The sequence below is a fragment of the Rhizobium sp. GCM10022189 genome, assembly GCF_042656325.1.
Classification (GTDB): Bacteria; Pseudomonadota; Alphaproteobacteria; order Rhizobiales; family Rhizobiaceae; genus Rhizobium.
The window spans coordinates 66,851-90,005 of sequence record NZ_JBHSOR010000013.1; the positions used below are offsets into that span (position 1 = coordinate 66,851).

The window sequence follows — 23,155 nt, forward strand, 5'->3', positions numbered from 1 at the left end:
CGCTGCGCTTCCTTATCCCTTTGCCTGCCTGACCAGTCCGGCGATCACGTCGCGTACCGACATGCCCTCGGCGCGGGCGGCGAAGGTCAATGCCATGCGGTGCTCGAGAACCGGTTCGGCCAGCGCGTAGATATCGTCGAGCGAGGGCGCCAGACGGCCTTCGTAGAGGGCGCGGGCGCGGGCGCAGAGCATCATCGCCTGGCCGGCGCGCGGGCCGGGACCCCAGGCGACATGCTTGTCCGTGGAGGCGTTGCCCTGGCCGGGACGGGCGGAGCGCACCAGCGAAAGAATGGCATCGACGACAGTATCGCTGACCGGCATCTGGCGCACGAGCGTCTGGATTTCCGACAGGCGCGCGGCATCGATGACCGGCTGGGGTCGGGCTTCGGTCAGGCCCGTGGTTTCCAGCAGGATCTGGCGCTCGGCGGCAAGCTCGGGATAGTGGACGTCGACCTGCAGCAGGAAGCGGTCGAGCTGGGCTTCGGGAAGCGGATAGGTGCCTTCCTGTTCCAGCGGGTTCTGTGTCGCGAGAACATGGAAGGGCGAAGGCAGGTCAAAATGCTGGCCGGCAATGGTGATATGATATTCCTGCATCGCCTGCAGAAGCGCCGACTGGGTGCGCGGGGAGGCGCGGTTGATTTCGTCGGCCATCAGAAGCTGGGCAAAGACCGGACCCTTGACGAAGCGGAAAGAGCGGCGGCCGCTTTCGTCCTGGTCCATGACTTCGGAGCCGAGAATATCCGATGGCATCAGGTCGGGGGTGAACTGGATGCGGTTGGCGGCAAGGCCGAGAACTTCGCCGAGCGTCGTCACCAGCCTTGTCTTGGCGAGGCCGGGAACACCGACGAGCAGGGCATGACCACCGGAGAGAACGGCGAGAAGCGTGTTTTCAACCACGCTTTCCTGACCGAAGATAACCTTGGAGACTTCCGCACGGATGGCGGCGATATCGGATAGCGCTCTTTCTGCGGCGGCGACAATCGCCTGTTCATCGAGGCTGGCTTCGGTCTTGATCATACCCATGGGCATCTCCAACGGCTGAAATCATTCGGCTGCGAATCGTCTGACTTTAATAGGCGTGCCTCATACCCGATACAGTTATGAAGATGTTGCGGGCTGACAAGTTTGTTTCAAATGACTATCTCGTGACTTGATTTTGTTAAAAGCAAACCGGGACGGAAGAATGGCAGCCGAGGAAATGAAGCAGATGGCGGATGCAGCGGGGCTTGCCGCGCTGATTTCGCGCGCTTCCGAGGCGAAATCCGGCAAAAAACGCGGATTGCCGCCTGTCGAAAAGTGGAATCCGCCCTTTTGCGGCGACATCGACATGGAAATCCGGGCGGACGGCACATGGTTCTACATGGGCACGCCGATCGGCCGAATGCCTTTGGTCCAGCTCTTTTCCACCGTTTTACGCAGGGATGACGACGGCAGGACCTATCTCGTAACTCCTGTGGAAAAGGTCGGCATCCGGGTCGTCGACGCGCCTTTTGTGGCCGTCGAGATGAATGCCAGCACGCGGGACGGGCACCAGGTTCTCACCTTCCGCACCAATGTCGGCGATGTCATAGAGGCCGGCAGGGATCATCCGCTGCGCTTTCCCGATCACGGGAAGGACAGCGAACTGAAGCCCTACCTGCATGTGCGGGGCCGGCTTGAAGCCCTGGTGTCACGCGCCGTGATGTACGAACTGGTCGAACTCGGCGAGGTGGCCGCGATCGCCGGCCGCGACATGTTCGTCATCCGTTCGGGCGGCGAGACTTTTCCGATCATGCCGGCCGACGAACTGGAAGCAGCTTCCCGATGAGTGACGCGATCAGCACGACCTATCCGCCGTTTTCGGCAGCCGAGTTCCGCCGCCGCGCGCTCCACCAGGTCGGTGCGCCCGTCGATCACGCCTGGCGCGACCATGGCGATCATGTGCTCAATCCCGATATCGTGGCCTTCGTCGAGACGCTGAAATTGCGGGACGCGGCGGTGCTGGTGCCGGTGGTCGACGACGGCGACGAGGCCAAGGTGATCTTCACCCAGCGGACATCGACGCTGCGCAAGCATTCCGGCCAGATCGCCTTTCCGGGCGGCTCGATCGATCCCGACGACCTGTCTGCGGAGATGGCGGCGATCCGCGAAACCGAAGAGGAAATCGGACTTGCCGGCCAGTTCGTGGAAACGGTCGGGCGGCTGCCGAATTACCTCTCGTCCACGGGCTTTCGCATTACGCCGGTTCTCGGTGTCGTGCGGCGCGGGTTTTCGCTGCAGCTCAATCCAGTCGAAGTGGACGACGTGTTCGAAGTGCCGCTTTCCTTCCTGATGAACCCCGCCAACCATACGCGCGACAAGCGCATGGTCGATGGCATCGACCGGCATTTCTACCGCATGCCCTATGAAACGCGGATGATCTGGGGCATCACCGCCGGCATCGTCCGCACGCTCTACGAAAGGCTCTATGCATGACCTCAGTCGCCGACCAGGCATGGTTTCAGGACCCGGCGCTCGGCCGGGTTTTTGCGCTGCTCAACGCCGATGGCGGGGAGGGGCGCGTGGTGGGCGGCGCCGTGCGCAACAGCCTGATGGGGCTTGCGGTCGCCGATATCGATATCGCCACCACGCTTCTGCCCGACGCGGTGACGGAGCGGGCGGCGGCGGCCGGCATCAAGGCGGTCCCGACAGGCATCGACCATGGCACCGTGACCCTCGTCATCGACGGCAGGCCCTTCGAGGTGACGACGCTGCGCACCGACGTGGAGACGGACGGGCGCCGCGCCAAGGTTGCCTTCAGCACGGACTGGCAGACCGATGCGGAACGGCGCGATCTCACCATCAATGCGCTCTATGCCGATGCCAGCGGCAAGGTGATCGATCTGGTCGGCGGGCTTGGCGATATCGAGAAGCGCAACATCCGCTTTATCGGCGATGCGGCGACGCGGATCGCTGAAGATTATCTGCGCATCCTGCGCTTCTTCCGTTTCTTTGCCTGGTACGGTTCCGGCCGGCCCGATGCGGAAGGGCTGAAAGCGTCGTCGGCAGCAAGGTCGAAGCTGAAGACATTGTCGGCCGAACGGGTCTGGTCCGAACTGCGCAAGCTGCTTGCCGCCGACGATCCCGGCCGGGCGCTGCTATGGATGCGGCAAGTCGCGGTGCTCACGGAAATCCTGCCGGAAACGGAAAAATGGGGCATCGACGCCATTCCGGCGCTCGTCGCCACCGAGAAGGCGCTCGGCTGGGCGCCCGATCCCCTGCTGCGAGTCGCTGCCATCGTCCCGCCGGATGCGGCGCGGCTTGAGGCGCTTGCGGCACGCCTGAAGCTTTCGAATGCGGAAGCGGCCTATTTCAAGGCCTGGGCCAAGGCAGCACCCGTCAATGACGAGATTTCGGCGGCCGGGTTCGAGCGGCTGCTCTATCGAAACGGCACCGAGGGCATCGTCGTGCGGCTGAAGCTGGCGCTCGGTGTCGCGCGGGGCAAGGCAGAGGGCGGCAGCTTCGACGAGATGAGCCGTTCGGCGCGGCTTTCGAAGCTTCTGGACCATGCGCGCCTCTGGAAGAAGCCGCAGTTTCCGCTGAACGGCGCCGATGTGATGGCCGCAGGCATACCGGCCGGCCCGAAGGTCGGCGAAATCCTGTCGACCCTGGAAAACCAGTGGGTGGAAGAGAATTTCGTCTCCGACCGGGCGGCGTTGCTCGCCCGGCTTACGGAGATCGCAGGTTGAAATCAGGCCGCGTTCGCTTCGTCGCGGATGCGGGCCTTGATATTGTCCACCATGTTTTCGCGAATGATCGTTTCGCCGTGGGCAGTCCTCATATGTTCGACGGCGCGGCGAACGACTTCAGCGTCGTTGTCGGCTCTGGTGTGCCAATCGCATCCGGGAACGAGCGTACCGCATTCGAAAAGTCGCATGGTCTTCTCCTGTCTCTGAAATGCAAAACCATCGCGCTTTCGCGCGATTGAGGAATGTGCGGCAATGGAGAAGGTTCCGGGGAGAAAGCTTCGGCCGACCTGGATGTCGGCCGAAAGGCTCTGTTTACTGGTGGGGCATTGCCCAGGCCAGGTAGGTGTCCGAAAGCTGGGCAGGCCTGTTGCTGTTGGCAGCACCTGTTGCCTGCTCTTGAAGTTCTTCCGGAGTCTTGCCGCCCGCAAGCTGCAATTTAACCTGCTCGACAAAGCATGAGAGCGGCAGATCGGAGCCGCTTTTCGCTCTCAAGCCTTCGGCGATGCGCGTTAGAAACTCGGGCGCCTCGATCGCGCGGGACGTTTCCTGGATATCTGCAGAAGCAGGCGAGCCGCTTTGTACCGTCATGACAATCCTCCTCCGATTGTAACGCACAGGTTCTGACTTAGGACGCACTCAGTTCTGATGAAGGCCTTTCAACGCGATTTTACCGGAATAGTGTTTCAAATTTATCAGCAGGCTCTCGCGGCTCAGGGCCAGCGCACGACAGGCGGCAGGGACGAGAGAATGGATTCGACATTGCCGCCGGTTTTCAGGCCGAAGATCGTCCCACGGTCATAGAGCAGATTAAACTCGACATAGCGGCCACGGCGAATCAATTGTTCGTCACGGTCCGCCTCGGTCCACTCCTTGTTGAAGTTCGAGCGGACGATCTTCGGATAGACCATGGAAAAGGCCCGGCCGACATCGCGCGTGAAGGCGAAATCGGCATTCCAGCCGCCGGCCTCCTCGCTGGAATGCAGCCAGTCGTAGAAGATGCCGCCGACGCCGCGCGCCTCGTTGCGATGCTTGAGGAAGAAATAGTCGTCGCACCATTTCTTGTAGGCATCGTAATCGGCGACCGCGTGGTTGCGGCAGGTGATTTCCATGGCCTTGTGGAAGAGCTGCGTATCCTCGTCCTCCTGCGTGCGGCGGCGGTCGAGCACCGGGGTCAGGTCGGCGCCGCCGCCGAACCAGCGGCTGGTGGTGACGACCATGCGGGTGTTCATGTGAACGGCAGGCACGTTGGGATTGACGGGGTGGGCGATCAGCGAAATGCCTGACGCCCAGAAGCGCGGATCCTCGGCGGCGCCGGGGATCTGCCCGCGGAAATCCGGTGCGAATTCGCCGAAGACGGTGGAGGTGTGCACCCCGACTTTCTCGAAAACGCGGCCCTCCATCATCGACATGCGGCCACCGCCGCCGGCCCCGTTGTCCCGCGACCAGTCCTTGGCGACGAAACGGCCGGGCTCCTGATCGGAGAGGGGGCCTTCGAGTTCATCCTCCAGCGCCTCGAAGGACGCGCAGATCGTGTCGCGCAACCCTTCAAACCATGCGCGGGCGGCGGCCTTCTTGTCCTCGATGTCTTCGGGCAGGCCGATCGGCAGTTCCGGTCTTTCCATGCGATTCGCTCTTTCCTGATTGCGCTTCTGGTTTAGCAGGTGCAGCACTTGCCCGCCAGCAGAGGCGAGCACCTGCAAGATTCGACTCGCAAAGGGGGAATTTCGATACTACCTTTTCGTTCAGAGGTAGGTTTTATGGCAAAAATTCCGGGGCCTCCGCCCTTCGAAGGCTTGAAGCGCAGGATCGCAAGGCATCGGGCAGAAGCGTCCGCCCGGGAGAGGGATCATTTCGTCCGCGAAACGTACCGGATGGGACTTATCGAGGCCCGCGCCAAGGCGCGCGAATGGTTCGACGAATATCCGAAAGCCGCCTATTGGACCGAGGTGGAAAGCTGGCGCCAGCTGGAAGGCGACCAGATCGAATTCACCATGCGCCGCCTGCCGTCCGCCGACTGAGCCTATTCCGCCGCCTTGCGCAGGCGGCTTTCGATCAGCAGGCCGCTTTCGTCCATGATCGGATGCGCGACCGAAACGATGTGCGCGTTGATGCGCTTCAGGTCGCGCAGCATGTCGAGATGGAGCGAACTCGTCTGCAGGCTGTCGGCGCGCCCGTCGCGCAGGCGCTCCAGATGCCGCTCGGCCGACTGCTTTTCCATGCGGCGCACTTCGACCTTCACTTCCATCATCTGTCTGGCGAGGTTGAAGTCGCGGGTGACGAAGATCGTCTGGGCCACGCGCAGGTTGTCGATCGTCAGGTCAAACAGCCGGCGCAATTCCCTGTAGCCGTCCTCGGAAAATTTCAGGCCGAGCGAGACCTTCTTGCCGACCTGTTCCAGCAGGCCCTTTTCGATGATGTCGCCGATATGCTCGAGATTGATGGCGTAGTCGATGATGACGATGGAACGGCGCGCGTTCTCGTCGCTGAGGCCGCTGCGGCCGAGCTTGGAGAGATAGATCTTGACCTCCTGCTGCAGCAGATCGACCCGCTTTTCGAGCGCGGGGATTTCGGCGAGCTTGGACATGTCGTTGTGTTCGAAGGCGTCCGAGGCGCGCAGCAGCATGCGTTCGATCAGATCGCCGACGCCGAGCACCTCGCGCGTTGCGCTGGCAAGGGCCACGACAGGGGTCGACAGTTCGTGCATGTCGAGAAATTTGGGACTCTGGTCCGGCTGCGCGTCATCGGGCACGAGGCGGGCGGTCAGGGCGGCCAATATCCGCGAAAAGGGCCAGGCTACGCCAGCAAGAAGGAGGTTGAAGATCAGGTGCGCATCGACCGGCAGCTTGGCCGGGCCGAAGGGCAGCATTTCGAGCAGCGGCGCCGCATAGCCGGCGAGGGGCAGCGCGACCAGGCAGCCGGCGGCGCGGATGATGAGATTGCCGAGCGTCACCCGCTTTGCCGAAGCCGGACCGGAGAGCGTGGCCACGACCGGCGGGATCGCGCCGCCGAGATTGGCGCCGAGCACGAGAACGATGATCAGTTCCGGCGATACGATGCCGGTCGAGGCAAGCGACAGGATCAGGACGACGACGGCAAGGCTCGACGACGAAACGAAGGCAAGTGCCGCAGAGAAGGCCAGGGCGACGGGCCAGGCATCGCTGAGCAGGCCGATGAACGCAGCCAGCGCCGGCGACGTGCGCATGGGTTCCGTCGCGTTGCTGAGCAGATGCAGGGAGAGCAGCATCAGGCCGATGCCGATCAGAGCGGCGCCGCCGCCATGGCGCGTGGTCGATTTTCCGCGATAAAGCACGATGCCGCCGAGGATGAGCAGCGGCGACAGCCATTCGATGCCGGTCGCGACGATCCAGGCGGTGACGGCGGTTCCGACATTTGCGCCGAGCAGCACGATCTGCGCCATGCGCGGCTTGATGAGGTCGCGCTCCACGAAAGAGGCCGTCATCAGGGCCGTCGCCGTCGAACTCTGCAGGGCGACGGTGGCGAGAAAACCCGACAGGATGGATCGAGGCCCGGTTGCCGTGCCTGTCGCAAGTCCAGTCCGCAGGCGCGCGCCGAAGGCGCGTGTGACGCCGTCCTTGACCTGGGCCAGGCCGAAGAGCAGAAGCGCAATCGCGCCGAAGAGATTGATCATGACGATCGTGGATTCCATGGCCCCGGTCTTGTTCTTCTTCTTGAGAAGGTCTTCTCGCCCCCCCCGCGTTTCCGCAGTCGAGCAAATCATTGGAATCTCGCTGCTTACGCAGGTTCATTGATTGCCTGGCTAATTAATATAGGCGCTTTTGCGTCGATTCAAAGCGCGGTTTGCGACATATGGGCCGCCAGGGATCGGCATCGGCGCCGGTTCAGGACCAGGCGGTCTGGCGCATGGCTTCGCCCGTTATCATCGCGGCGGAGACGGCAAGGTTGATCGAGCGCTGGCCTTCCACCATGGGAATCAGGATACGGCCGTCGGCGCGTTCATGCACGTGGTCGGGTGCGCCGGCGCTTTCGCGGCCGAAGAGCAGGATATCGTCGGGACGGAAGGCGAAATCCGTGTAGCGCTGCGCTGCTTTCGTGGTGGCGAGGACCAGGCGGCGGCCGGTCCCCGCGCGCCATTCCTCGAAACGGTCCCAATTGACGTGGCGGGTGAGGGCTGCTGCGGCCAGATAGTCCATGCCCGCGCGCTTCAGGTTCCGGTCGGAAATGTCGAAGCCGGCGGGCTCGATGATATCGACCGCAAAACCCAGGCAGGCGGCAAGCCGCAGGATCGTGCCGGTATTGCCCGGAATATCGGGCTGGTAGAGCGCCAGTCTGAGGTCTGCCATGGGAAGTTGTCCGTTGCCGTGATGGGAAAATGGCCTATCCGAACTGTGATTTTGAAGCAACAAGGCGCTTTTTGACCGTTCAAGCATCATTTTCCCGTAAGGCGGGGCTGGAAATTTAGGCATTTTCGCGTTATCGGTGCATGTCTTCAATCGCCAACAGGGAGCGCCGACATGGATACATTTGTGCTGATGCGCCTCCCGCCCGTGATGCCACGCTTGGCGACCTGGCGCGTATAAGGCGCTTTTCTTTTCCCCATTGCCCATTTGATTCATTGCGCGGCCGCCACGGCCTCGCCCCTTGAGCCTCCGGTTCCCATATGAGCTTGCATGCGCCCTTGCGGGTGCGAAGCCGGGGCCGGGATGCGGAAGTTCCGGAGCGATTTTCATGTTTGGCTGGTTCGAACAGCGACTTAACCCCTTTCCGAGCGCGGAGCCGGTTGCTCCCCCGAAGGGTCTTTTTGCCTTCTGCTGGCACTATACCAAGCCTGCCGCGGGATGGCTTGCGCTCATGGCCTTTCTGACGGCCCTGATCGCCGTCGGCGAAGTGGCGCTTTTTCAGTTTCTCGGCGATATCGTCGACTGGCTGACGAATGCCGACCGCGCGACCTTCCTGCAGAACGAGGGCCACAAGCTCATCTGGATGGGTGCCCTGGTGCTGATCGGCCTGCCGCTCGTCGCCGGTCTCGATTCGCTCATCATGCACCAGATGATGCTCGGCAATTATCCGATGATCGCGCGCTGGCAGATGCACCGCTTCCTGCTGCGCCACAGCATGTCCTTCTTCGCCAACGAGTTTGCCGGACGCGTTGCCACCAAGGTCATGCAGACATCGCTTGCGGTGCGCGAAACGGTCATGAAGATCCTCGACGTTTTCGTCTATGTCGTGACCTATTTCCTGTCGATGATCGTCATCATCGCGGCCGCCGACTGGCGGCTGATGCTGCCGATCCTCGCGTGGCTCGGCGTCTATATCGGCATCGTCGCCTATTTCGTGCCGCGGCTTCGCAAGATTGCGGCACAGCAGGCGGATGCGCGCTCGCTGATGACGGGCCGCGTGGTGGACAGTTACACGAACATTGCCACCGTGAAGCTGTTTTCCCATGCGGGGCGCGAAGAGATCTATGCCAAGGAGAGCATGGACGGCTTCCTGGATACGGTGCACCAGCAGATGCGCAAGGTGACGCTGTTCCATATGAGCGTCTACATGAACAATTGCGTCTCGCTGTTCATCATCTCCAGCCTGTCGATCTGGCTCTGGCTGAACGGCACGATCTCGGTCGGCGCGATTTCCATCGCCATCGGCCTTGCCATGCGCGTCAACGGCATGTCGCAGTGGATCATGTGGGAAGTCTCGGCCCTCTTCGAGAACATCGGCACCGTCTATGACGGCATGGAGATGATGTCGAAGCAGCACGATATCGTCGACAAGCCGGGTGCGCCGCAGCTCACAGCGAAGAAAGGTGCGATCCACTACGAACGCATCGGCTTCCACTACGGCAAGGGCAAGGGCGTCATCGACAACCTGTCGCTCGATATCAGGGCGGGCGAGAAGGTCGGCCTCGTCGGCCGCTCGGGTGCCGGCAAGACGACGCTGATGAACCTGCTTCTGCGTTTCTACGATCTGGAGGCGGGGCGCATCACCATCGACGGGCAGGATATTGCCGAAGTGTCGCAGGACAGCCTTCGTGCGCTGATCGGCGTTGTGACGCAGGATACGTCGCTCCTGCATCGCTCGATCCGCGACAATATCGCCTATGGGCGTCCGGAGGCGAGCGATGAGGACGTGATCGAGGCGGCAAGGCGGGCAAATGCCTGGGAGTTCATCGAAGGGCTTGTCGACATGCAGGGCCGCAAGGGGCTCGACGCACAGGTGGGCGAGCGCGGCGTGAAGCTTTCCGGCGGCCAGCGCCAGCGCATCGCCATCGCCCGCGTCTTCCTGAAGGACGCGCCGATCCTGGTCCTCGACGAGGCGACCTCGGCGCTCGATTCCGAAGTGGAAGCGGCGATCCAGGAAAACCTCTTCGCGCTGATGGAAGGCAAGACCGTCATCGCGATCGCCCACCGCCTGTCGACGCTGACGGAAATGGACCGGCTGATCGTGCTCGACAAGGGCCGCATCATCGAAAGCGGCACGCATGGCGAGCTGGTGAGCCACGGCGGCATCTATGCCGACCTGTGGAACCGCCAGTCCGGTGGCTTCCTTGCCGACCACGAGGAAGAGGCGGAAGTGGCAGCCGAGTAAGAAACAGCCCTTCCCGCATAAGTGGGAAGGGCCTGTCTTTCATCCGGTTGAAAAGATGATCTGCCGTTCAGATCGTGCGCACCCGATCGGCGCAGAGGCTGTCGGCCCAGTCGATGACGCGATGATGCTCCACCACGATGATCGAATTCGACGCGAGCGATTGCAGCGTGAAGATGCGCTGGCGCTCTTCCCGTTCGATCCAGCTTGCGATTGCTTCCGTCACGATGCTGTCGCGCGGCACGTCCAGCGCGTCCGCCAGGGCATCGAGCTTTTCCGCAAGGGGAAGCGGAAGATGCGCATTGAGCGTTTTCGTTTCCATATCTGCGGTCTCCGGTAAGACGCGATCATGGCATGAGATTGTGGCTGCTTCCACCCGTATCAATGCAGATGACGCCGATATTACCGTTCATTACGAAAATATAAGGTTGCGGCTGGCCTATATTCTCTTTGCCGCAATTCTGAACGGGCCTATATCGCGGTGATGCTGCTCACTCCGATCCTTCGCCTGTTCGAAACCTGGATAGATCCTTTCCGCGCCCGCGACAATCTTCAGCCGCCGCGCAATACGTTCGGATTCATCTGGTTCTATATCGGCCAGGCCAGATGGCCGTTCCTCGCCATGCTGGTGCTCGGCGGCATGTCGGCGGCGATCGAGGCCGCGCTCTTCTGGTTCGTCGGTCGGCTCGTCGACATTCTCAGCACGATCAAGCCCGGCGCCGGCTGGAGCACGCTTCTGGCCGCCCACGGCGGCGAGCTTTTCGGCATGCTGGCGCTGATCGGCATCGTTCGTTTCGTCGTCGCCTTCCTGATCGCGCTGATCGACCAGCAGGTCATCACGCCGGGTTTCTACAACCTGGCGCGCTGGCAGTCCTATCTGCATGTGTCGCGCCAGTCGCTTGCCTTCTTCCAGAGCGATTTTTCCGGCCGCATCGTCACCAAGGTCTGGTCGGCGGGGCAGGCGACGGGCGATCTTGTCACGTCGCTGATGGAAAGCGTGTGGTTCGTCGGCATCTATGCCGTCACGACGCTGGTTCTGGTCGGGCAGCTCGATTTCTCGCTGGCGGCGGTGGTTCTGTTCTGGCTGGCGGCTTTCAGCGTGCTTGCCCGCTATTTCGTGCCGCGCATTCGCTTCCATTCGCGCGAAACCGCGGAAGCCGCCTCGCTGCTCAACGGCCGTATCGTCGATGCCTACAGCAATATCCAGACGCTGAAGCTCTTCGCGCGCGACGAGGAGAGCGACCGCTACATGCTCGACGGCTTCAACGCCTATCAGGACACGGTGCTGCAGTTCACGCGCTTCATCACCGGGGTGCGCGCGTCCATGGCGCTGCTGTCGGGCCTGATGATCGTCACCATGGCCGGCATCAGCGTCGATCTGTGGCTGCGCGGGCTGATCAGTTCGGGCGGGGTTGCCTTTTCGCTGACGCTGGTTCTGAGGCTGAACTTCCTGCTCGGCCGACTGATGACGCAGTTCAACGGCATCATGCGCAATCTCGGCACCATCCAGAATGCGGCCGAGCTGATTTCCCAGCCGCTGCATCTCGTCAACCGTCCCGATGCCAGGGAACTCGTCATCAAGCAGCCGGGGATCCGCTTCGAGAACGTTTCCTTCCACTACGGCAAGGAGAATGCGGTCATCGACAATTTCTCGCTGACGATCCGCCCCGGCGAAAAGGTCGGCATCATCGGCCGCTCGGGTGCGGGCAAGTCGACGCTCGTGAATGTTCTTCTGCGTCTCTACGATCTCGAAGGCGGGCGCATCCTCATCGACGGGCAGGATATTGCCGGTGTGACGCAGGAATCGCTGCGCATGCAGATCGGCATGGTCAGCCAGGATACCTCGCTGCTGCACCGGTCCGTGCGCGACAATATTCTGTTCGGCCGGCCCGATGCCGGCGAGGAACGTCTTTTCGAAGCCGCCAGACGCGCCGAGGCGCTCGACTTCATCGAGCGGCTGCGGGACCAGCAGGGGCGGGCGGGTTTCGACGCGCATGTCGGCGAACGCGGCGTCAAGCTTTCGGGCGGGCAGCGCCAGCGCATCGCCATTGCGCGCGTCATGCTCAAGGACGCGCCGATCCTCGTTCTCGACGAGGCGACGTCGGCGCTCGATTCGGAAGTGGAAGAGGCGATCCAGTCGAACCTCAACCGCGTGATGGAAGGCAAGACGGTGCTGGCAATCGCCCACCGGCTTTCGACGATCGCCGCACTCGACAGGCTTGTCGTGGTCGATCGCGGCAGGATTATCGAGGAAGGCACGCATGATGCGCTTCTGAGGCAGGGCGGGCTCTATGCCGAACTCTGGGCGCGCCAGTCCGGCGGCTTCCTGGCATCCGGGGACGAGCAAACGCGCTCAGTATTCGCGAACGAAATCGCTGATTAGGCCGTAGTGGTTCGAGCCGAGACTGTCCTCCAGCCGGCTCGTGGAGCGGATGAGCAGCGGCGGCCTTGCGAAGATGTGGTCGATGCTGATGCCGAACGGCCCGGCGACGACCGGCCAGGTCGTCGGTTCGGGAAAGGCCGTGGTGAGCCCGGTGCCGCGCAACAGTTCCTGGATCGTCGGCGCCAGGATCGAGGAATTGAAATCCCCGGCAACGACCAGCGCGCCCGTATGGCTCTGCATGGCGGTTTTCAGATCGACCAGCTCTTCGTTCTGAAAATCGTCGAAATAGGGCTTGGTGAGGTGCGTGAACAAGAAATCGACCGGCGTTCCGTCGAAATCGATCGATGCCGACACGAGCCGCCGCTTCCAGAGATTGCCGAGATCCTGAATTTCATAATGAGCGAACGGGCGTTTCGACAGGATCAGCGTATCGCAGACCTCGATCGTGTCGCAGCCGATGCGGTAGGGATAGATCTGCCGCAGCCGCGGCAGCTGCGGGAAGATCGGCACTGCCTCCATGAGATCGACGACGTCGGCACCCGATGCCAGCACGGCATCGGCGATCTTTTCGTTGTTGATCCAGTTGTCGATCTCGACGTTGAAGGACATGAGGCGGAAAAGCCGGGGGGCATCCTGCTGCGGCGTCCTGCCGACGAATTCGCGCAGCATGATGACGCCGTGGATATTCAGGAAGGTCGCCACGGCCAGCATCAGGAAGCCGTACCAGTGCCGCTTGAAAAACAGGGCGACGACCGCACCGGCGGCGCAGATGAGGCTCAGATGGATCTGGAAGCTGTAGACGAAGGACAGCAGCCAGAAACCGGTGACGTAACGGAGCGAAACGAGGGCCAGGACGATGGTGATGAGGACGCTCAATACGCAGAAAACGGTATGCCTCATCGGCGCAAATCCAGATTCGTATGGCAAACTCAGCAGCGCCTAACACGACCCCTTCTTTGTTGCAACGCAACCAACTTGCAAGTCAGTGATTGCCTTAAAAAATTCACTGAAATTTCCCGCGACATTGTGCCCCCATCCCCTTGTCAAGGCTGGACATAATTTGCGATCAAGCATAGAACGCGCCGGATTGGTGGGGAATCTATGGCCGAAATATGTTCTGATAGATTCGCCGCCTCTGGAGGGGCAGGGCGGAATTCCGCGACAATTGCGCAGAGGATGGTTAAGCCGTGAGCGAACACGTAACGACAAGCGAGGCCTCAGAGCCCACTCGCCGTGATTTTCTTTATCTCACCACCGGCATGGCTGGTGCGGTCGGGGCCGTTGCGGTTGCCTGGCCGTTCATCGATCAGATGCGTCCGGACGCGTCGACGCTGGCGCTGGCTTCCATCGAGGTCGATGTGGCGAGCCTCGAGCCCGGCATGTCGCTGACCGTCAAGTGGCGCGGCAAGCCGATCTTCATCCGCAACCGCACGCCCGAAGAAGTGCAGGCCGCAGCCGACGTTCAGCTGTCGGAACTCAAGGATCCGATCGCGCGCAACGCGAACCTTCCTGCCGACGCCCCGGCAACGGGCGCCGACCGTTCGGGCGGTCAGGGCAAGGAAAACTGGATCGTCATGATCGGTACCTGCACCCATCTCGGCTGCGTCCCGCTCGGTCAGGCAGGCGAGTACAATGGTTGGTTCTGTCCCTGCCATGGCTCGGTCTACGACACGGCCGGCCGCATCCGCAAAGGTCCGGCGCCGCAGAACCTGGCGATCCCGACCTTTTCATTCGTGTCCGACACCAAGATCAAGATCGGTTGAGGGGAGACTGATTTATGAGTGGCCATTCCAGCTACGAACCATCAACCGGCCTGGAAAAGTGGGTCGATGCGCGCCTTCCGCTGCCGCGCATGGTCTATGACAGCTTCGTCGCCTACCCGGTTCCGCGGAACCTGAACTACGCCTATACGTTCGGTGCCATGCTCGCGGTCATGCTGATCGTGCAGATCCTGACGGGTGTTACGCTCGCCATGCACTATGCCGCCGACACCACGATCGCCTTCAACTCCGTTGAAAAGATCATGCGCGACGTCAACCATGGCTGGCTGTTGCGCTACCTGCATGCCAACGGCGCTTCCTTCTTCTTCGTCGCCGTCTACCTGCATATCGCCCGTGGCCTTTACTATGGCTCCTACAAGGCGCCGCGCGAAATCCTCTGGATCCTCGGCGTCGTCATCTACCTGCTGATGATGGCAACCGGCTTCATGGGCTACGTTCTGCCCTGGGGCCAGATGTCCTTCTGGGGTGCGACCGTCATCACCGGTTTCTTCTCGGCCTTCCCGCTGGTCGGCGAGTGGGTTCAGCAGTTCCTGCTCGGCGGCTTCGCCGTCGATCAGCCGACGCTCAACCGCTTCTTCTCGCTGCATTACCTGCTGCCCTTCATGATTGCCGGCGTCGTCGTGCTGCATATCTGGGCTCTGCACGTCACCGGCCAGACGAACCCGACCGGCGTCGAGGTGAAGACCAAGACGGATACGGTTCGTTTCACGCCTTACGCAACGCTCAAGGATGCGCTCGGCGTCTCGGTCTTCCTGATCGTCTATGCCTATTTCGTCTTCTACCTGCCGAACTATCTCGGCCATGCCGACAACTACATTCCGGCCGATCCGCTGAAGACCCCGGCCCATATCGTTCCGGAATGGTACTTCCTGCCGTTCTACGCGATGCTGCGCTCGATCACCTTCAATGTCGGCCCGATCGACTCCAAACTCGGCGGCGTTCTGGTCATGTTCGGCGCCATCATCGTGCTGTTCTTCCTGCCCTGGCTTGATACGTCGAAGGTCCGCTCGGCGGTCTACCGTCCGTGGTTCAAGCTGTTCTACTGGCTGTTCGTGATCAACGCGATCATCCTCGGCTGGCTCGGTTCGCAGCCTGCTGAAGGTGTCTACGTCATGATCTCGCAGTTCTGCACGCTTCTCTACTTTGCCTTCTTCCTGGTTGCGATGCCGGTTCTCGGTCTGGTGGAAACACCGCGCCGTATCCCGAATTCGATCACCGAAGCGGTGCTCGAAAAGCGCAACAAGACGGCAGCGGCCAAGACCGCTGCGGCGGCCAAGGCCTGAGCAAGCGGACGGGAAGGATAGAAATATGAAAAAGCTTGTTGCAAGCATTCTCTCGCTGGCTGTCGCGGCCGGCCTTGGCGGCATGGCTCTTGCTCAGGAGGCGGCGGCTCCGGCCGCCCATCACGAGGAAAGCGCCACCCCGCACTACCCGCTGAAGGAGCCCAAGGAGATCGACTGGACCTTTGCCGGCCCGTTCGGCCACTATGACAAGGGTCAGCTGCAGCGCGGCCTGAAGGTCTATACGGAAGTCTGTTCCGCCTGCCACTCGATGAGCCTCGTGCCCTTCCGCATGCTGGGCGAGCTCGGCTATTCGGACGCGCAGGTCAAGGCTTTCGCCGCCAATTACGAAGTCCAGGACGGCCCGGACGCCAACGGCGAAATGTTCACCCGCAAGGCGGTTCCGTCCGACCACTTCCCGTCGCCTTATCCGAATGCGGAAGCGGCAGCTGCCGCCAACAACGGTGCGGCGCCGCCGGACATGTCGCTGCTTGCCAAGGCACGCGAAGTCGAGCGCGGTTTCCCGCAGTTCGTCTTCGACATTTTCACCCAGTACCAGGAAAGCGGCCCGGACTATATCTACTCGCTGCTGACCGGCTATGAGGAGCCGCCGGCCGGCTTCCAGGTTCCGGCTGGCGCGCACTATAACCCGTATTTCCACGCCGCCGCTGCCTTCGCCATGCCGAAGCCGCTCTCCGACGACCAGGTCACCTATGACGACGGTTCGCCGCAGACGGTCGATCAGTATGCCAAGGACGTTTCCTCGTTCCTGATGTGGGCTTCCGAGCCGCATCTGGAAGAGCGCAAGCGCACCGGTTTCATGGTTATGGTCTTCCTGCTGATCTTCACCGTGCTGATCTACCTGACCAAGCGCTCGGTCTATTCGCGGATCGACCACTAAGCGATCTTTCATTGCTTCGGAGAGGCGGCTTCGCGGCCGCCTTTTTTATTTGGTTTGATCCGGCGCAATTGATAGTGTGCCGGGGTTTCATGCCCCTCGCAGATACGGATTTTCGATGAACAATACGCTTTCGGAGCTTGCGGCCAGCATCCGCTCCATTCCGGATTACCCCAAGCCCGGCATCATCTTTCGCGACATCACGACGCTGCTCGGCAATCCGCGCGCCTTCCGCCGCGCGGTGGACGAGCTCGTGCAGCCCTATGCCGGCCTGAAGATCGACAAGATTGCCGGCATGGAGGCGCGGGGTTTCATCCTCGGTGGCGCGGTTGCGCATCAGCTTTCGTCGGGCTTCGTGCCGATCCGCAAGAAGGGCAAACTGCCGCATGACACGGTGCGCATCGCCTATAGCCTGGAATATGGCGTGGACGAGATGGAGATGCACCGCGATGCCGTCCAGCCGGGCGAGAAAGTGATCCTCGTCGACGATCTGATCGCCACGGGCGGCACGGCTGTCGGCGCGACACAGCTTCTGCGCCAGATCGGCGCGGAAGTGGTCGGCGCCTGCTTCGTCATCGACCTGCCGGATCTCGGCGGCCGCAGGAAGCTGGAGGATCTTGGCGTCGATGTGCACACGCTGGTGGAATTTTCCGGCCACTGACGATCGTCGTTCGGGGCAAATGCGGCGGCATCGCCGCAGCGCCGGCTATTCGAATTCCAGCACCGTGCTTTCGAAGCGGATGACCGCAATAGCGTCCTGATTGACACCTTCGCAGTGGATGGTGTTGAGATGCCAGCCCGGCCGCGATGCAAGCGGCCGACCGGAGAGAAAGGTCACGGAATAGCTGACCGTCTCATCGACGAAGACCGGCTTCAGCCATTGCAGCTTCTGGAAACCGGGCGAGGGGCCGAGGTTCGGCGGCTCCAGCCCCTCGCTCTTCAGCCGGCCAATCTCCGCCATCCAGTATCTGAGGAAACATTGCATCCAGGCGGCCGTCGTGTGCCAGCCGGAGGCGCAGAGCGCGCCGAACATGGTGTTCCTGGCCGCACCCTTGTCGGTATGGAAGCGCTGCGGATCGTATTTGCGGGCAAAGCGGAGGATCCTTTCCTCGGTGAAGAGGTAGGAGCCGATCTCGGTCCTGTCGCCTGTCTCGTAGAGTTCGGTCATTCTCATGCGCCGGCCTCCGGGCTATTGCGCATCCCGAAGATCACGGAATTTTCCGTCAGGCAGACCAGTTCGCCGCGCTGGTTTTCCACCTCATGGCGGAATTTGACGATGCCGAGGCCGGGCCGCGAGCGCATCGCGCGCGCCTCCAGCACGGTCGAATGGCCCGACAGCGTATCGCCGGCGAGCACGGGCTTGCGCCACTCCATGAAATCGACGCCGGGAGCGCCCTCGCAGAGGGAGTTGAGCACGTAGCTGTCGGCCATCATGCGCATGAACATCGCCGACGTGTGCCAACCGGAGGCGGCAAGTCCGCCGAGGATGCTGGCGCGACCGGCTTCTTCGTCCAGATGCATGGGCTGCGGGTCGAATTCCCTGGCAAATTCGATGATTTCGGGTGCCGTCACCGCCTTCGGGCCGAGCGGGAAGCGCCGGCCGGGCTGGAAATCTTCATAAGCGAGCTTTTCTGCAGGCATCGCCATCTCCCATCATAGGCAGGGTTCTCTGCTTACAATAGCATTCGCGCGGGCTCAATGATTCCATAGGGCAATTGCATGGGGGCGGTGGCATGGCTGAATTGAGATCGATACTGGACGAGGCGGCGCGCGAGGGGCTGATTACCGCGGAGGCCGGGGCGCGGCTCGTGCCGTTCCTGGAGGCACGGGGCGTGATCGTCGAGGCGCGTGCCGGCGCGCTCGCCGATGCCGCCTGGTCGGATACGGAGACGCCGCGCTTCGTGCGCGGCTTCCACGACGTGCTGATTACCATCGGCATCCTGATTGCGCTTGCCGGCCTCTGGGGGCTCGCCTCGCTTTATGCGGTTCTGCCGGCGATCCTGGTTCTGGCGGAAATCCTCGTGAAACGTCAGCGCCTGGCCCTGCCGGCCGTGGTGCTGACGCTGGCGGCCTTTGCCTGGACCTTCCGGATGATGCTGTCGGTCTTTCCGTCCAATGCCGATCTGTGGCTGACCGGTGACGGCATCGATACGTTCATCGTCTCCTTCCCCGTCATCATGGGGCTTTTCTATCTGCGCTACCGTGTGCCGCTTGCGCTTGCGCTCACGATTTTCTCCGGCCTTGCCCTTGTGCTTGCGCTCGCCTTCCGCCTGCTGCAATGGGCGAGCGGCGACGATGCCTTTATCCTCAACCACCCGACGCTCGTGTCGGTCATCCTGTTTGCCTGCGCTGTCGGCCTGTTCGCCGCCGCGCTCGGCTTCGATCTCAGCGACAGGTTCCGCCGCACGACGCGATCGGATGTCGCCTTCTGGCTCCATCTCGTGGCGGCACCGGCCCTGCTTTACAGCATCCGGGCCTTGCTTTCGCTCGATGGCGGCTGGCTGGATATCATGGACGCAAACTCGTTCAAGACGCCTGTCGTCGTTGCCATCGTCGCGCTCCTGATGCTGATCGGCCTGGTTATCGACCGGCGCGCTTTCGTGACGTCGGGCCTGCTGACGCTGGGACTGGCGATCTACGGAATCTTCCGGCAGGGGAGCGCGACCGTCGACACCTACATCTTCGGGACGCTTGTTGTCGTCGGCGTGATCGTGCTTGTCATCGGCACGGGCTGGATGCCGCTCCGGCGCATCGTGCTGCGCGCCTTGCCCTCGGGCATGGTGGAACGGCTGCCGCCCGGTTGAGCGGCAGCCTTCGTTTTTGTCTGGCGCATGTCGTCATCGCAAAACCGCTGCACGTTTTTGCGCGGCATGCTTGTGCGTCAGGTGTTGAAGCGGAAGTGGATGACGTCGCCATCCTGGACGACATATTCCTTGCCTTCGTCGCGCGCCTTGCCGGCCTCCTTGGCGCCGACTTCGCCGCCGAACTGGATATAATCGTCATAGGCGATGGTATTGGCGCGGATGAAACCGCGCTCGAAATCCGAGTGGATCACACCGGCCGCCTGCGGCGCCTTGGTGCCACGCTCGATCGTCCAGGCGCGCGTTTCCTTCGGCCCGACCGTGAAATAGGTGATGAGGTTCAGCAGCTTGTAGCCGGCGCGGATCAGGCGGTCGAGGCCGGCTTCGTCGAGTCCGAGAGCCGAAAGGAATTCCTTGGCTTCCTCGTCCGGAAGCTGGGCAACCTCGGCCTCGATCGCAGCCGAGATGATGACGGTTTCCGCACCCTGTTCTCTCGCCATGGCGGCGACGGCTTCGGTGTATTTGTTGCCGGTTGCGGCATCGCTTTCCGCGACGTTGCAGACGTAGAGGACCGGATGCGAGGTCAACAGGTTCAGGCCCTTGAGGATGCGGGTCTCTTCGGCATCGAGCCTGGACAGCAGCGTGCGGACGGGCTTGCCGTCCTGAAGCAGTTTCAGCGAGGCTTCCATGACCGGCAGCATGGCCATGGATTCCTTGTCCTTGCCGGTGGCGCGCTTGCGGGTCTGCTCGGTGCGGCGTTCCAGGCTGTCGAGGTCGGCGAGCATCAGCTCGGTCTCGATCGTATCGGCGTCGGCGACCGGGTCGATGCGGCCTTCGACATGGGTGATATCTCCGTCTTCGAAGCAGCGCAGCACATGGACGATGGCATCGACTTCGCGGATATTGGCGAGAAACTGGTTGCCGAGACCTTCACCCTTCGAGGCGCCGCGCACGAGGCCGGCAATGTCGACGAAGTTGATGCGGGTCGGAATGATTTCCTTCGACTTGGCGACATTGGCAAGCGTCTGCATGCGCGCGTCGGGAACGGCCACTTCGCCGGTGTTCGGTTCGATCGTGCAGAAGGGATAGTTCGCCGCCTGTGCCGCCGCCGTCTTGGTGAGCGCATTGAAGAGGGTCGATTTGCCCACATTCGGCAGACCGACGATACCGCATTTGAAGCCCATGGCTGAAACCTGCTGTTTAGAATTCCTTGGCCGTGGCTATGGGATAAAGGAGGGGAGCGGTCAAGTCTTGGAGCGCTTTTCTCGCCGCTCCCTTGCCGTCGCAGCCGCGTGGCACTATTCTTGCCGTGGCGGGATTTGCCTGATACCGGGTGTCGAAATTCTGCAATCGAAAAAGCTTAGTCAGATCCAAACCCCTTCCCATGTCATCAACGGGCGGATTTCCGATGGTTGACAACGACATTGCCTTAAAACCCAAGACCAGAACGAAGCCCAAGCTGGACAGGCCGAAGCTTTACAAGGTCATTCTCGTCAACGACGACTACACGCCGCGCGAATTCGTCATCGTCGTGCTGAAGGCGGTCTTCCGCATGAGCGAGGATGCCGGCTACCGCGTGATGATGACGGCCCACAAGCTCGGCTCCTGCGTGGTCGTGGTCTGCACCAAGGATATCGCGGAGACAAAGGCGAAAGAGGCCATCGACCTTGCCAAGGAGATGGGCTTTCCGCTGATGTTCACCACCGAGCCCGAGGAATAGGGCCGGCCACGGGTTCTAGGCAGGCCGGCGGATCTGATAGCCGGTCTTGTCCTGCAGGAAACCGCAACTCTCATAGAAGCGATGCGTGGCCGGGTCCTTCGAGCCGGTCAGCAGCATGACCTTGTAGCAGCCGGCCTTCCAGGCTTGCTCGATCGCATGGCCGATGAGCTTGCCGGCATAACCCTGCCTGCGGTGTTCGCCATGGGTGACGACATTTTCAATGAGCGCATAGGAGGCGCCGTTGCGCGTCAGGTTGGGGACGACGACCAGCGTCACGGTCGCGGCTGCCGTCTTGCCGGCAAAGCCGATGAAAACCGTCATGCCGGGCTGGGCCAGAATGGCTGAGAAGCGTTCCTGCGCCACCTCGGCTGCGAGGGCCGGGTCGGTAGAGTTGAGATACCGGTAGAGGCCGAGCAGGCCCTCGAGGTCGGCGGAGGTTGCCGGCCGAACGGCGAAGGCGTCGCTTTCCGCCACGCTCACTCCCCCTTGTTGCCGAACATCTTCTTCAGCATTTCGGCCATGGGGCCGGTTGCCGGAAGTTTCTGCTGGCTATGGTTGCGCGCCTGGTGAATGTGGGACTTTGCCGCGGGCTTCTTTTCCGGTTTCGGCTTTTCCTCTTCCGGCTTGCCGCCGAGCGCCAGCGCGATCTTGTTCATCAGCTGGGAATCCTCGTTGCGCACCAGCATCTCGGCATTGTCGGCGAGCGTGTCGAGCAGCGGCTCCAGCCAGGCCTGGTCCGCCTTGGCGAAGTCACCGAGCACATGGTTGTGCACCAGATCCTTGACGCCGGGATGGCCGATGCCAAGGCGCAGGCGGCGGTATTCCCTGCCGCAATGGGCGTCGAGCGACTTGATGCCGTTGTGGCCGCCGTGCCCGCCGCCCGTCTTCAGCCGCGCCTTGCCGGCCGGCAGGTCGAGTTCGTCGTAGATCGCCACGAGGTCGGAAGGCTGCAGCTTGTAGAAGCGCATGGCCTCGCCGACCGCTTCGCCCGACAGGTTCATGAAGGTCTGCGGCTTGATCAGCAGCACCTTCTCACCGGCCAGCTCACCTTCCGATATCTCCGCCTTGAACTTCTTCGACCAGGGCGAAAAGCTGTGGCGGCGATGGATGGCATCCACCGCCATGAAGCCGATATTGTGCCGGTTGCCGGCATATTTCGCGCCGGGATTGCCGAGACCCGCGATGATCAGCATGGCCTGTCTTCCTTGCAAGAGCTGTTGGCGTTCACCACCGCGAAACGCCGTCAAAGTCAAGGGGCAATGGCGGGCGTGAACGGCAGGCGCCCGATCATTTCAGCAGATGCAGCCCGTATTTCAGGAAGATCTGCTTCTGCTCGCCGCTGGCGATCAGCCTGTCCAGCGAGGCCTGCATGCGGGCGAGAAGATCGTCCGGGAAGTTCTTTTCGCAGGCAATGCCCATCGGCTGGGAGGAGAGCACAGTCACCATTTTCAGCGGCTGGTCGGCCTTCAGCTTGTCGAAATAGAGTTCGGAAATCGGCATCATGTCAATGCGGCCGCCGAGCAGCTTGCGCAGCGTCGCGTTGAAATCGCTGGCGACGTCAAGCTTGGTGAAGCCGTTTTCCTTCAGCGTCACCTCGGTATAGTCGTCGCGCTGCGTGCCGACGACGTATTTCTTCGCCTCTTCGAGATTGCCGGCGGAGACGTCCGAATCCTGGCGGGCGATCAGGATGTTGCGGTCGACGAGAAGCGGCTCGACCCATTTGAACAGGCTGTCGCGCGCCGCGTTATGGGCGGTTGCGAATACGCAGGTCATTGGCGTGGAGCGGGCAAGGCTGAAGGCGCGCGCCCAGGGCATCACGTCGATCGTGTAACCGACGCCGATATCGGCCATGATCTTTTCGACCTGCTCGACGGTCGCGCCTTTGATGAGCTTGCCGTCGCGGTAGTTGAAAGGCGCGTATTCCTCGGTGACGAAGGTTATCGTCTGGGCGGAGGCAGGCGCGGCAAAAGAGGGTAGGGCAAGAAGTGCAAGAAGCAGCAGCCTTTTCATCGCGATACCTCCCG

26 protein-coding genes are annotated in these 23,155 nt (G+C 62.0%); 12 read left to right on the forward strand and 14 right to left on the reverse strand.

What is annotated here, in order from left to right:
- Nucleotides 1-12: 12 nt before the first annotated feature.
- Nucleotides 13-1,023 (reverse strand): AAA family ATPase, encoded by a 1,011-nt coding sequence (locus ACFPWW_RS10090; protein ID WP_112703944.1) that lies wholly within the window; start codon nucleotides 1,021-1,023, stop codon nucleotides 13-15.
- A gap of 160 nt (nucleotides 1,024-1,183) precedes the next feature.
- On the opposite strand from ACFPWW_RS10090, the gene ACFPWW_RS10095 reads away from it, so the two are divergent.
- Genes ACFPWW_RS10095 through ACFPWW_RS10105 form a run of 3 tightly spaced genes read left to right on the forward strand, consistent with a single transcriptional unit; the run spans nucleotide 1,184 to nucleotide 3,707 of the window.
- Nucleotides 1,184-1,807 (forward strand): DUF1285 domain-containing protein, encoded by a 624-nt coding sequence (locus tag ACFPWW_RS10095; protein WP_112563250.1) that lies wholly within the window; start codon nucleotides 1,184-1,186, stop codon nucleotides 1,805-1,807.
- Entirely contained in the window at nucleotides 1,804-2,454 is a 651-nt protein-coding gene (locus tag ACFPWW_RS10100; protein WP_112563248.1) for a CoA pyrophosphatase, read from the forward strand. The genes ACFPWW_RS10095 and ACFPWW_RS10100 overlap by 4 nt, the downstream gene beginning before the upstream one ends.
- Nucleotides 2,451-3,707 (forward strand): CCA tRNA nucleotidyltransferase, encoded by a 1,257-nt coding sequence (locus ACFPWW_RS10105; RefSeq protein WP_377311534.1) that lies wholly within the window; start codon nucleotides 2,451-2,453, stop codon nucleotides 3,705-3,707. Before ACFPWW_RS10100 ends, ACFPWW_RS10105 begins: the two co-directional genes overlap by 4 nt.
- A gap of 2 nt (nucleotides 3,708-3,709) precedes the next feature.
- Here ACFPWW_RS10105 and ACFPWW_RS10110 read toward each other — a convergent pair whose 3' ends face one another.
- The 3 genes from ACFPWW_RS10110 to hemF all read right to left on the reverse strand — a co-directional run bounded on the left by ACFPWW_RS10110 (nucleotide 3,710) and on the right by hemF (nucleotide 5,329).
- On the reverse strand, nucleotides 3,710-3,895 hold the full coding sequence (locus tag ACFPWW_RS10110; RefSeq protein ID WP_112563244.1) for a DUF1059 domain-containing protein: 186 nt from the start codon (nucleotides 3,893-3,895) through the stop codon (nucleotides 3,710-3,712).
- 124 nt (nucleotides 3,896-4,019) lie between these two features.
- Nucleotides 4,020-4,295, reverse strand: coding sequence for a hypothetical protein (locus ACFPWW_RS10115; protein WP_112563242.1), 276 nt, complete (start codon nucleotides 4,293-4,295; stop codon nucleotides 4,020-4,022).
- Nucleotides 4,296-4,417: 122 nt separating this feature from the next.
- Nucleotides 4,418-5,329 carry an oxygen-dependent coproporphyrinogen oxidase gene (gene hemF / locus ACFPWW_RS10120; RefSeq protein ID WP_377311535.1) on the reverse strand — a complete coding sequence of 304 codons (912 nt, stop codon included), beginning with the start codon at nucleotides 5,327-5,329 and terminating at the stop codon, nucleotides 4,418-4,420.
- A gap of 135 nt (nucleotides 5,330-5,464) precedes the next feature.
- Between hemF and ACFPWW_RS10125 the strand changes: the two genes are divergently transcribed.
- Nucleotides 5,465-5,725, forward strand: a complete 261-nt coding sequence (locus tag ACFPWW_RS10125) for a hypothetical protein (RefSeq protein ID WP_112563238.1) — start codon at nucleotides 5,465-5,467, stop codon at nucleotides 5,723-5,725.
- 2 nt (nucleotides 5,726-5,727) lie between these two features.
- Here ACFPWW_RS10125 and ACFPWW_RS10130 read toward each other — a convergent pair whose 3' ends face one another.
- Together ACFPWW_RS10130 and ACFPWW_RS10135 are read right to left on the reverse strand one after the other, a co-directional pair.
- Nucleotides 5,728-7,374: a Na/Pi cotransporter family protein gene (locus ACFPWW_RS10130; RefSeq protein WP_112756018.1), complete on the reverse strand. Its 1,647-nt coding sequence runs from the start codon at nucleotides 7,372-7,374 to the stop codon at nucleotides 5,728-5,730.
- Between the two features lie 193 nt (nucleotides 7,375-7,567).
- Nucleotides 7,568-8,029: a tRNA (cytidine(34)-2'-O)-methyltransferase gene (locus ACFPWW_RS10135; protein WP_377311536.1), complete on the reverse strand. Its 462-nt coding sequence runs from the start codon at nucleotides 8,027-8,029 to the stop codon at nucleotides 7,568-7,570.
- 385 nt (nucleotides 8,030-8,414) lie between these two features.
- Here ACFPWW_RS10135 and ACFPWW_RS10140 point away from each other — a divergent pair, with 385 nt between their 5' ends.
- Nucleotides 8,415-10,271 carry an ABC transporter ATP-binding protein gene (locus ACFPWW_RS10140; RefSeq protein WP_112563232.1) on the forward strand — a complete coding sequence of 619 codons (1,857 nt, stop codon included), beginning with the start codon at nucleotides 8,415-8,417 and terminating at the stop codon, nucleotides 10,269-10,271.
- A gap of 67 nt (nucleotides 10,272-10,338) precedes the next feature.
- Here ACFPWW_RS10140 and ACFPWW_RS10145 read toward each other — a convergent pair whose 3' ends face one another.
- A complete protein-coding gene (locus ACFPWW_RS10145; RefSeq protein ID WP_112563230.1) occupies nucleotides 10,339-10,590 on the reverse strand; it encodes a CopG family ribbon-helix-helix protein in 252 nt (83 codons plus the stop codon).
- Nucleotides 10,591-10,752: 162 nt separating this feature from the next.
- Between ACFPWW_RS10145 and ACFPWW_RS10150 the strand changes: the two genes are divergently transcribed.
- Nucleotides 10,753-12,651 carry an ABC transporter ATP-binding protein gene (locus tag ACFPWW_RS10150; RefSeq protein ID WP_377311558.1) on the forward strand — a complete coding sequence of 633 codons (1,899 nt, stop codon included), beginning with the start codon at nucleotides 10,753-10,755 and terminating at the stop codon, nucleotides 12,649-12,651.
- On the opposite strand, the gene ACFPWW_RS10155 is transcribed toward ACFPWW_RS10150, so the two are convergent.
- Nucleotides 12,622-13,551: an endonuclease/exonuclease/phosphatase family protein gene (locus tag ACFPWW_RS10155; RefSeq protein WP_377311537.1), complete on the reverse strand. Its 930-nt coding sequence runs from the start codon at nucleotides 13,549-13,551 to the stop codon at nucleotides 12,622-12,624. The two genes, ACFPWW_RS10150 and ACFPWW_RS10155, sit on opposite strands and share 30 nt — an antisense overlap.
- A gap of 287 nt (nucleotides 13,552-13,838) precedes the next feature.
- Here ACFPWW_RS10155 and petA point away from each other — a divergent pair, with 287 nt between their 5' ends.
- The 4 genes from petA (at nucleotide 13,839) to ACFPWW_RS10175 (ending at nucleotide 17,271) form a co-directional block, all read left to right on the forward strand.
- Nucleotides 13,839-14,414, forward strand: coding sequence for a ubiquinol-cytochrome c reductase iron-sulfur subunit (petA, locus tag ACFPWW_RS10160; RefSeq protein ID WP_112572509.1), 576 nt, complete (start codon nucleotides 13,839-13,841; stop codon nucleotides 14,412-14,414).
- 14 nt (nucleotides 14,415-14,428) lie between these two features.
- Complete coding sequence (locus ACFPWW_RS10165) at nucleotides 14,429-15,715, forward strand: cytochrome b (protein ID WP_112572511.1); 1,287 nt, start codon at nucleotides 14,429-14,431, stop codon at nucleotides 15,713-15,715.
- 25 nt (nucleotides 15,716-15,740) lie between these two features.
- Nucleotides 15,741-16,613 (forward strand): cytochrome c1, encoded by an 873-nt coding sequence (locus ACFPWW_RS10170; protein ID WP_112572513.1) that lies wholly within the window; start codon nucleotides 15,741-15,743, stop codon nucleotides 16,611-16,613.
- A 115-nt stretch (nucleotides 16,614-16,728) separates the two neighbouring features.
- Nucleotides 16,729-17,271, forward strand: coding sequence for an adenine phosphoribosyltransferase (locus ACFPWW_RS10175; RefSeq protein ID WP_112572515.1), 543 nt, complete (start codon nucleotides 16,729-16,731; stop codon nucleotides 17,269-17,271).
- A 45-nt stretch (nucleotides 17,272-17,316) separates the two neighbouring features.
- Here the strand turns inward: ACFPWW_RS10175 and ACFPWW_RS10180 are convergent, their stop codons facing one another.
- On the reverse strand, nucleotides 17,317-17,784 hold the full coding sequence (locus ACFPWW_RS10180; protein ID WP_377311538.1) for a MaoC/PaaZ C-terminal domain-containing protein: 468 nt from the start codon (nucleotides 17,782-17,784) through the stop codon (nucleotides 17,317-17,319).
- On the reverse strand, nucleotides 17,781-18,251 hold the full coding sequence (locus tag ACFPWW_RS10185) for a MaoC family dehydratase (RefSeq protein ID WP_112572519.1): 471 nt from the start codon (nucleotides 18,249-18,251) through the stop codon (nucleotides 17,781-17,783). Before ACFPWW_RS10185 ends, ACFPWW_RS10180 begins: the two co-directional genes overlap by 4 nt.
- Before the next feature lie 92 nt (nucleotides 18,252-18,343).
- Here ACFPWW_RS10185 and ACFPWW_RS10190 point away from each other — a divergent pair, with 92 nt between their 5' ends.
- A complete protein-coding gene (locus ACFPWW_RS10190) occupies nucleotides 18,344-19,414 on the forward strand; it encodes a hypothetical protein (protein WP_377311539.1) in 1,071 nt (356 codons plus the stop codon).
- Between the two features lie 77 nt (nucleotides 19,415-19,491).
- Here ACFPWW_RS10190 and ychF read toward each other — a convergent pair whose 3' ends face one another.
- Nucleotides 19,492-20,595 (reverse strand): redox-regulated ATPase YchF, encoded by a 1,104-nt coding sequence (ychF, locus tag ACFPWW_RS10195; RefSeq protein ID WP_112703935.1) that lies wholly within the window; start codon nucleotides 20,593-20,595, stop codon nucleotides 19,492-19,494.
- Between the two features lie 224 nt (nucleotides 20,596-20,819).
- Between ychF and clpS the strand changes: the two genes are divergently transcribed.
- The gene (clpS, locus tag ACFPWW_RS10200) at nucleotides 20,820-21,131 is read left to right on the forward strand and encodes an ATP-dependent Clp protease adapter ClpS (protein WP_112757023.1); all 312 of its coding nucleotides are present in this window, start codon (nucleotides 20,820-20,822) and stop codon (nucleotides 21,129-21,131) included.
- Nucleotides 21,132-21,146: 15 nt separating this feature from the next.
- On the opposite strand, the gene ACFPWW_RS10205 is transcribed toward clpS, so the two are convergent.
- The 3 genes from ACFPWW_RS10205 to ACFPWW_RS10215 form a co-directional block, all read right to left on the reverse strand.
- The gene (locus ACFPWW_RS10205) at nucleotides 21,147-21,605 is read right to left on the reverse strand and encodes a GNAT family N-acetyltransferase (RefSeq protein ID WP_377311540.1); all 459 of its coding nucleotides are present in this window, start codon (nucleotides 21,603-21,605) and stop codon (nucleotides 21,147-21,149) included.
- A 2-nt stretch (nucleotides 21,606-21,607) separates the two neighbouring features.
- Nucleotides 21,608-22,324 carry an aminoacyl-tRNA hydrolase gene (gene pth, locus ACFPWW_RS10210; RefSeq protein WP_112572531.1) on the reverse strand — a complete coding sequence of 239 codons (717 nt, stop codon included), beginning with the start codon at nucleotides 22,322-22,324 and terminating at the stop codon, nucleotides 21,608-21,610.
- A gap of 94 nt (nucleotides 22,325-22,418) precedes the next feature.
- Nucleotides 22,419-23,141 carry a substrate-binding periplasmic protein gene (locus ACFPWW_RS10215; protein ID WP_377311541.1) on the reverse strand — a complete coding sequence of 241 codons (723 nt, stop codon included), beginning with the start codon at nucleotides 23,139-23,141 and terminating at the stop codon, nucleotides 22,419-22,421.
- Between the last annotated feature and the right edge of the window lie 14 nt (nucleotides 23,142-23,155).

Excerpts from the sequence above, each read along its gene's own strand:
- ACFPWW_RS10090 (WP_112703944.1), bottom strand. The coding sequence starts at position 1,023 with ATGGGTATGATCAAGACCGAAGCCAGCCTCGATGAACAGGCGATTGTC.
- ACFPWW_RS10150 (WP_377311558.1), top strand. The coding sequence starts at position 10,753 with ATGCTGCTCACTCCGATCCTTCGCCTGTTCGAAACCTGGATAGATCCT.
- ACFPWW_RS10190 (WP_377311539.1), top strand. The coding sequence starts at position 18,344 with ATGGCTGAATTGAGATCGATACTGGACGAGGCGGCGCGCGAGGGGCTG.
- ACFPWW_RS10180 (WP_377311538.1), bottom strand. The coding sequence starts at position 17,784 with ATGAGAATGACCGAACTCTACGAGACAGGCGACAGGACCGAGATCGGC.
- ACFPWW_RS10115 (WP_112563242.1), bottom strand. The coding sequence starts at position 4,295 with ATGACGGTACAAAGCGGCTCGCCTGCTTCTGCAGATATCCAGGAAACG.
- ACFPWW_RS10145 (WP_112563230.1), bottom strand. The coding sequence starts at position 10,590 with ATGGAAACGAAAACGCTCAATGCGCATCTTCCGCTTCCCCTTGCGGAA.
- ACFPWW_RS10140 (WP_112563232.1), top strand. The coding sequence starts at position 8,415 with ATGTTTGGCTGGTTCGAACAGCGACTTAACCCCTTTCCGAGCGCGGAG.
- ACFPWW_RS10175 (WP_112572515.1), top strand. The coding sequence starts at position 16,729 with ATGAACAATACGCTTTCGGAGCTTGCGGCCAGCATCCGCTCCATTCCG.
- clpS (WP_112757023.1), top strand. The coding sequence starts at position 20,820 with ATGGTTGACAACGACATTGCCTTAAAACCCAAGACCAGAACGAAGCCC.
- ACFPWW_RS10185 (WP_112572519.1), bottom strand. The coding sequence starts at position 18,251 with ATGCCTGCAGAAAAGCTCGCTTATGAAGATTTCCAGCCCGGCCGGCGC.
- ACFPWW_RS10165 (WP_112572511.1), top strand. The coding sequence starts at position 14,429 with ATGAGTGGCCATTCCAGCTACGAACCATCAACCGGCCTGGAAAAGTGG.
- ACFPWW_RS10125 (WP_112563238.1), top strand. The coding sequence starts at position 5,465 with ATGGCAAAAATTCCGGGGCCTCCGCCCTTCGAAGGCTTGAAGCGCAGG.
- ACFPWW_RS10215 (WP_377311541.1), bottom strand. The coding sequence starts at position 23,141 with ATGAAAAGGCTGCTGCTTCTTGCACTTCTTGCCCTACCCTCTTTTGCC.
- ACFPWW_RS10095 (WP_112563250.1), top strand. The coding sequence starts at position 1,184 with ATGGCAGCCGAGGAAATGAAGCAGATGGCGGATGCAGCGGGGCTTGCC.
- ACFPWW_RS10110 (WP_112563244.1), bottom strand. The coding sequence starts at position 3,895 with ATGCGACTTTTCGAATGCGGTACGCTCGTTCCCGGATGCGATTGGCAC.
- ACFPWW_RS10135 (WP_377311536.1), bottom strand. The coding sequence starts at position 8,029 with ATGGCAGACCTCAGACTGGCGCTCTACCAGCCCGATATTCCGGGCAAT.
- ACFPWW_RS10170 (WP_112572513.1), top strand. The coding sequence starts at position 15,741 with ATGAAAAAGCTTGTTGCAAGCATTCTCTCGCTGGCTGTCGCGGCCGGC.
- ACFPWW_RS10155 (WP_377311537.1), bottom strand. The coding sequence starts at position 13,551 with ATGAGGCATACCGTTTTCTGCGTATTGAGCGTCCTCATCACCATCGTC.
- ACFPWW_RS10100 (WP_112563248.1), top strand. The coding sequence starts at position 1,804 with ATGAGTGACGCGATCAGCACGACCTATCCGCCGTTTTCGGCAGCCGAG.
- hemF (WP_377311535.1), bottom strand. The coding sequence starts at position 5,329 with ATGGAAAGACCGGAACTGCCGATCGGCCTGCCCGAAGACATCGAGGAC.
- ACFPWW_RS10130 (WP_112756018.1), bottom strand. The coding sequence starts at position 7,374 with ATGGAATCCACGATCGTCATGATCAATCTCTTCGGCGCGATTGCGCTT.
- pth (WP_112572531.1), bottom strand. The coding sequence starts at position 22,324 with ATGCTGATCATCGCGGGTCTCGGCAATCCCGGCGCGAAATATGCCGGC.
- ACFPWW_RS10105 (WP_377311534.1), top strand. The coding sequence starts at position 2,451 with ATGACCTCAGTCGCCGACCAGGCATGGTTTCAGGACCCGGCGCTCGGC.
- ychF (WP_112703935.1), bottom strand. The coding sequence starts at position 20,595 with ATGGGCTTCAAATGCGGTATCGTCGGTCTGCCGAATGTGGGCAAATCG.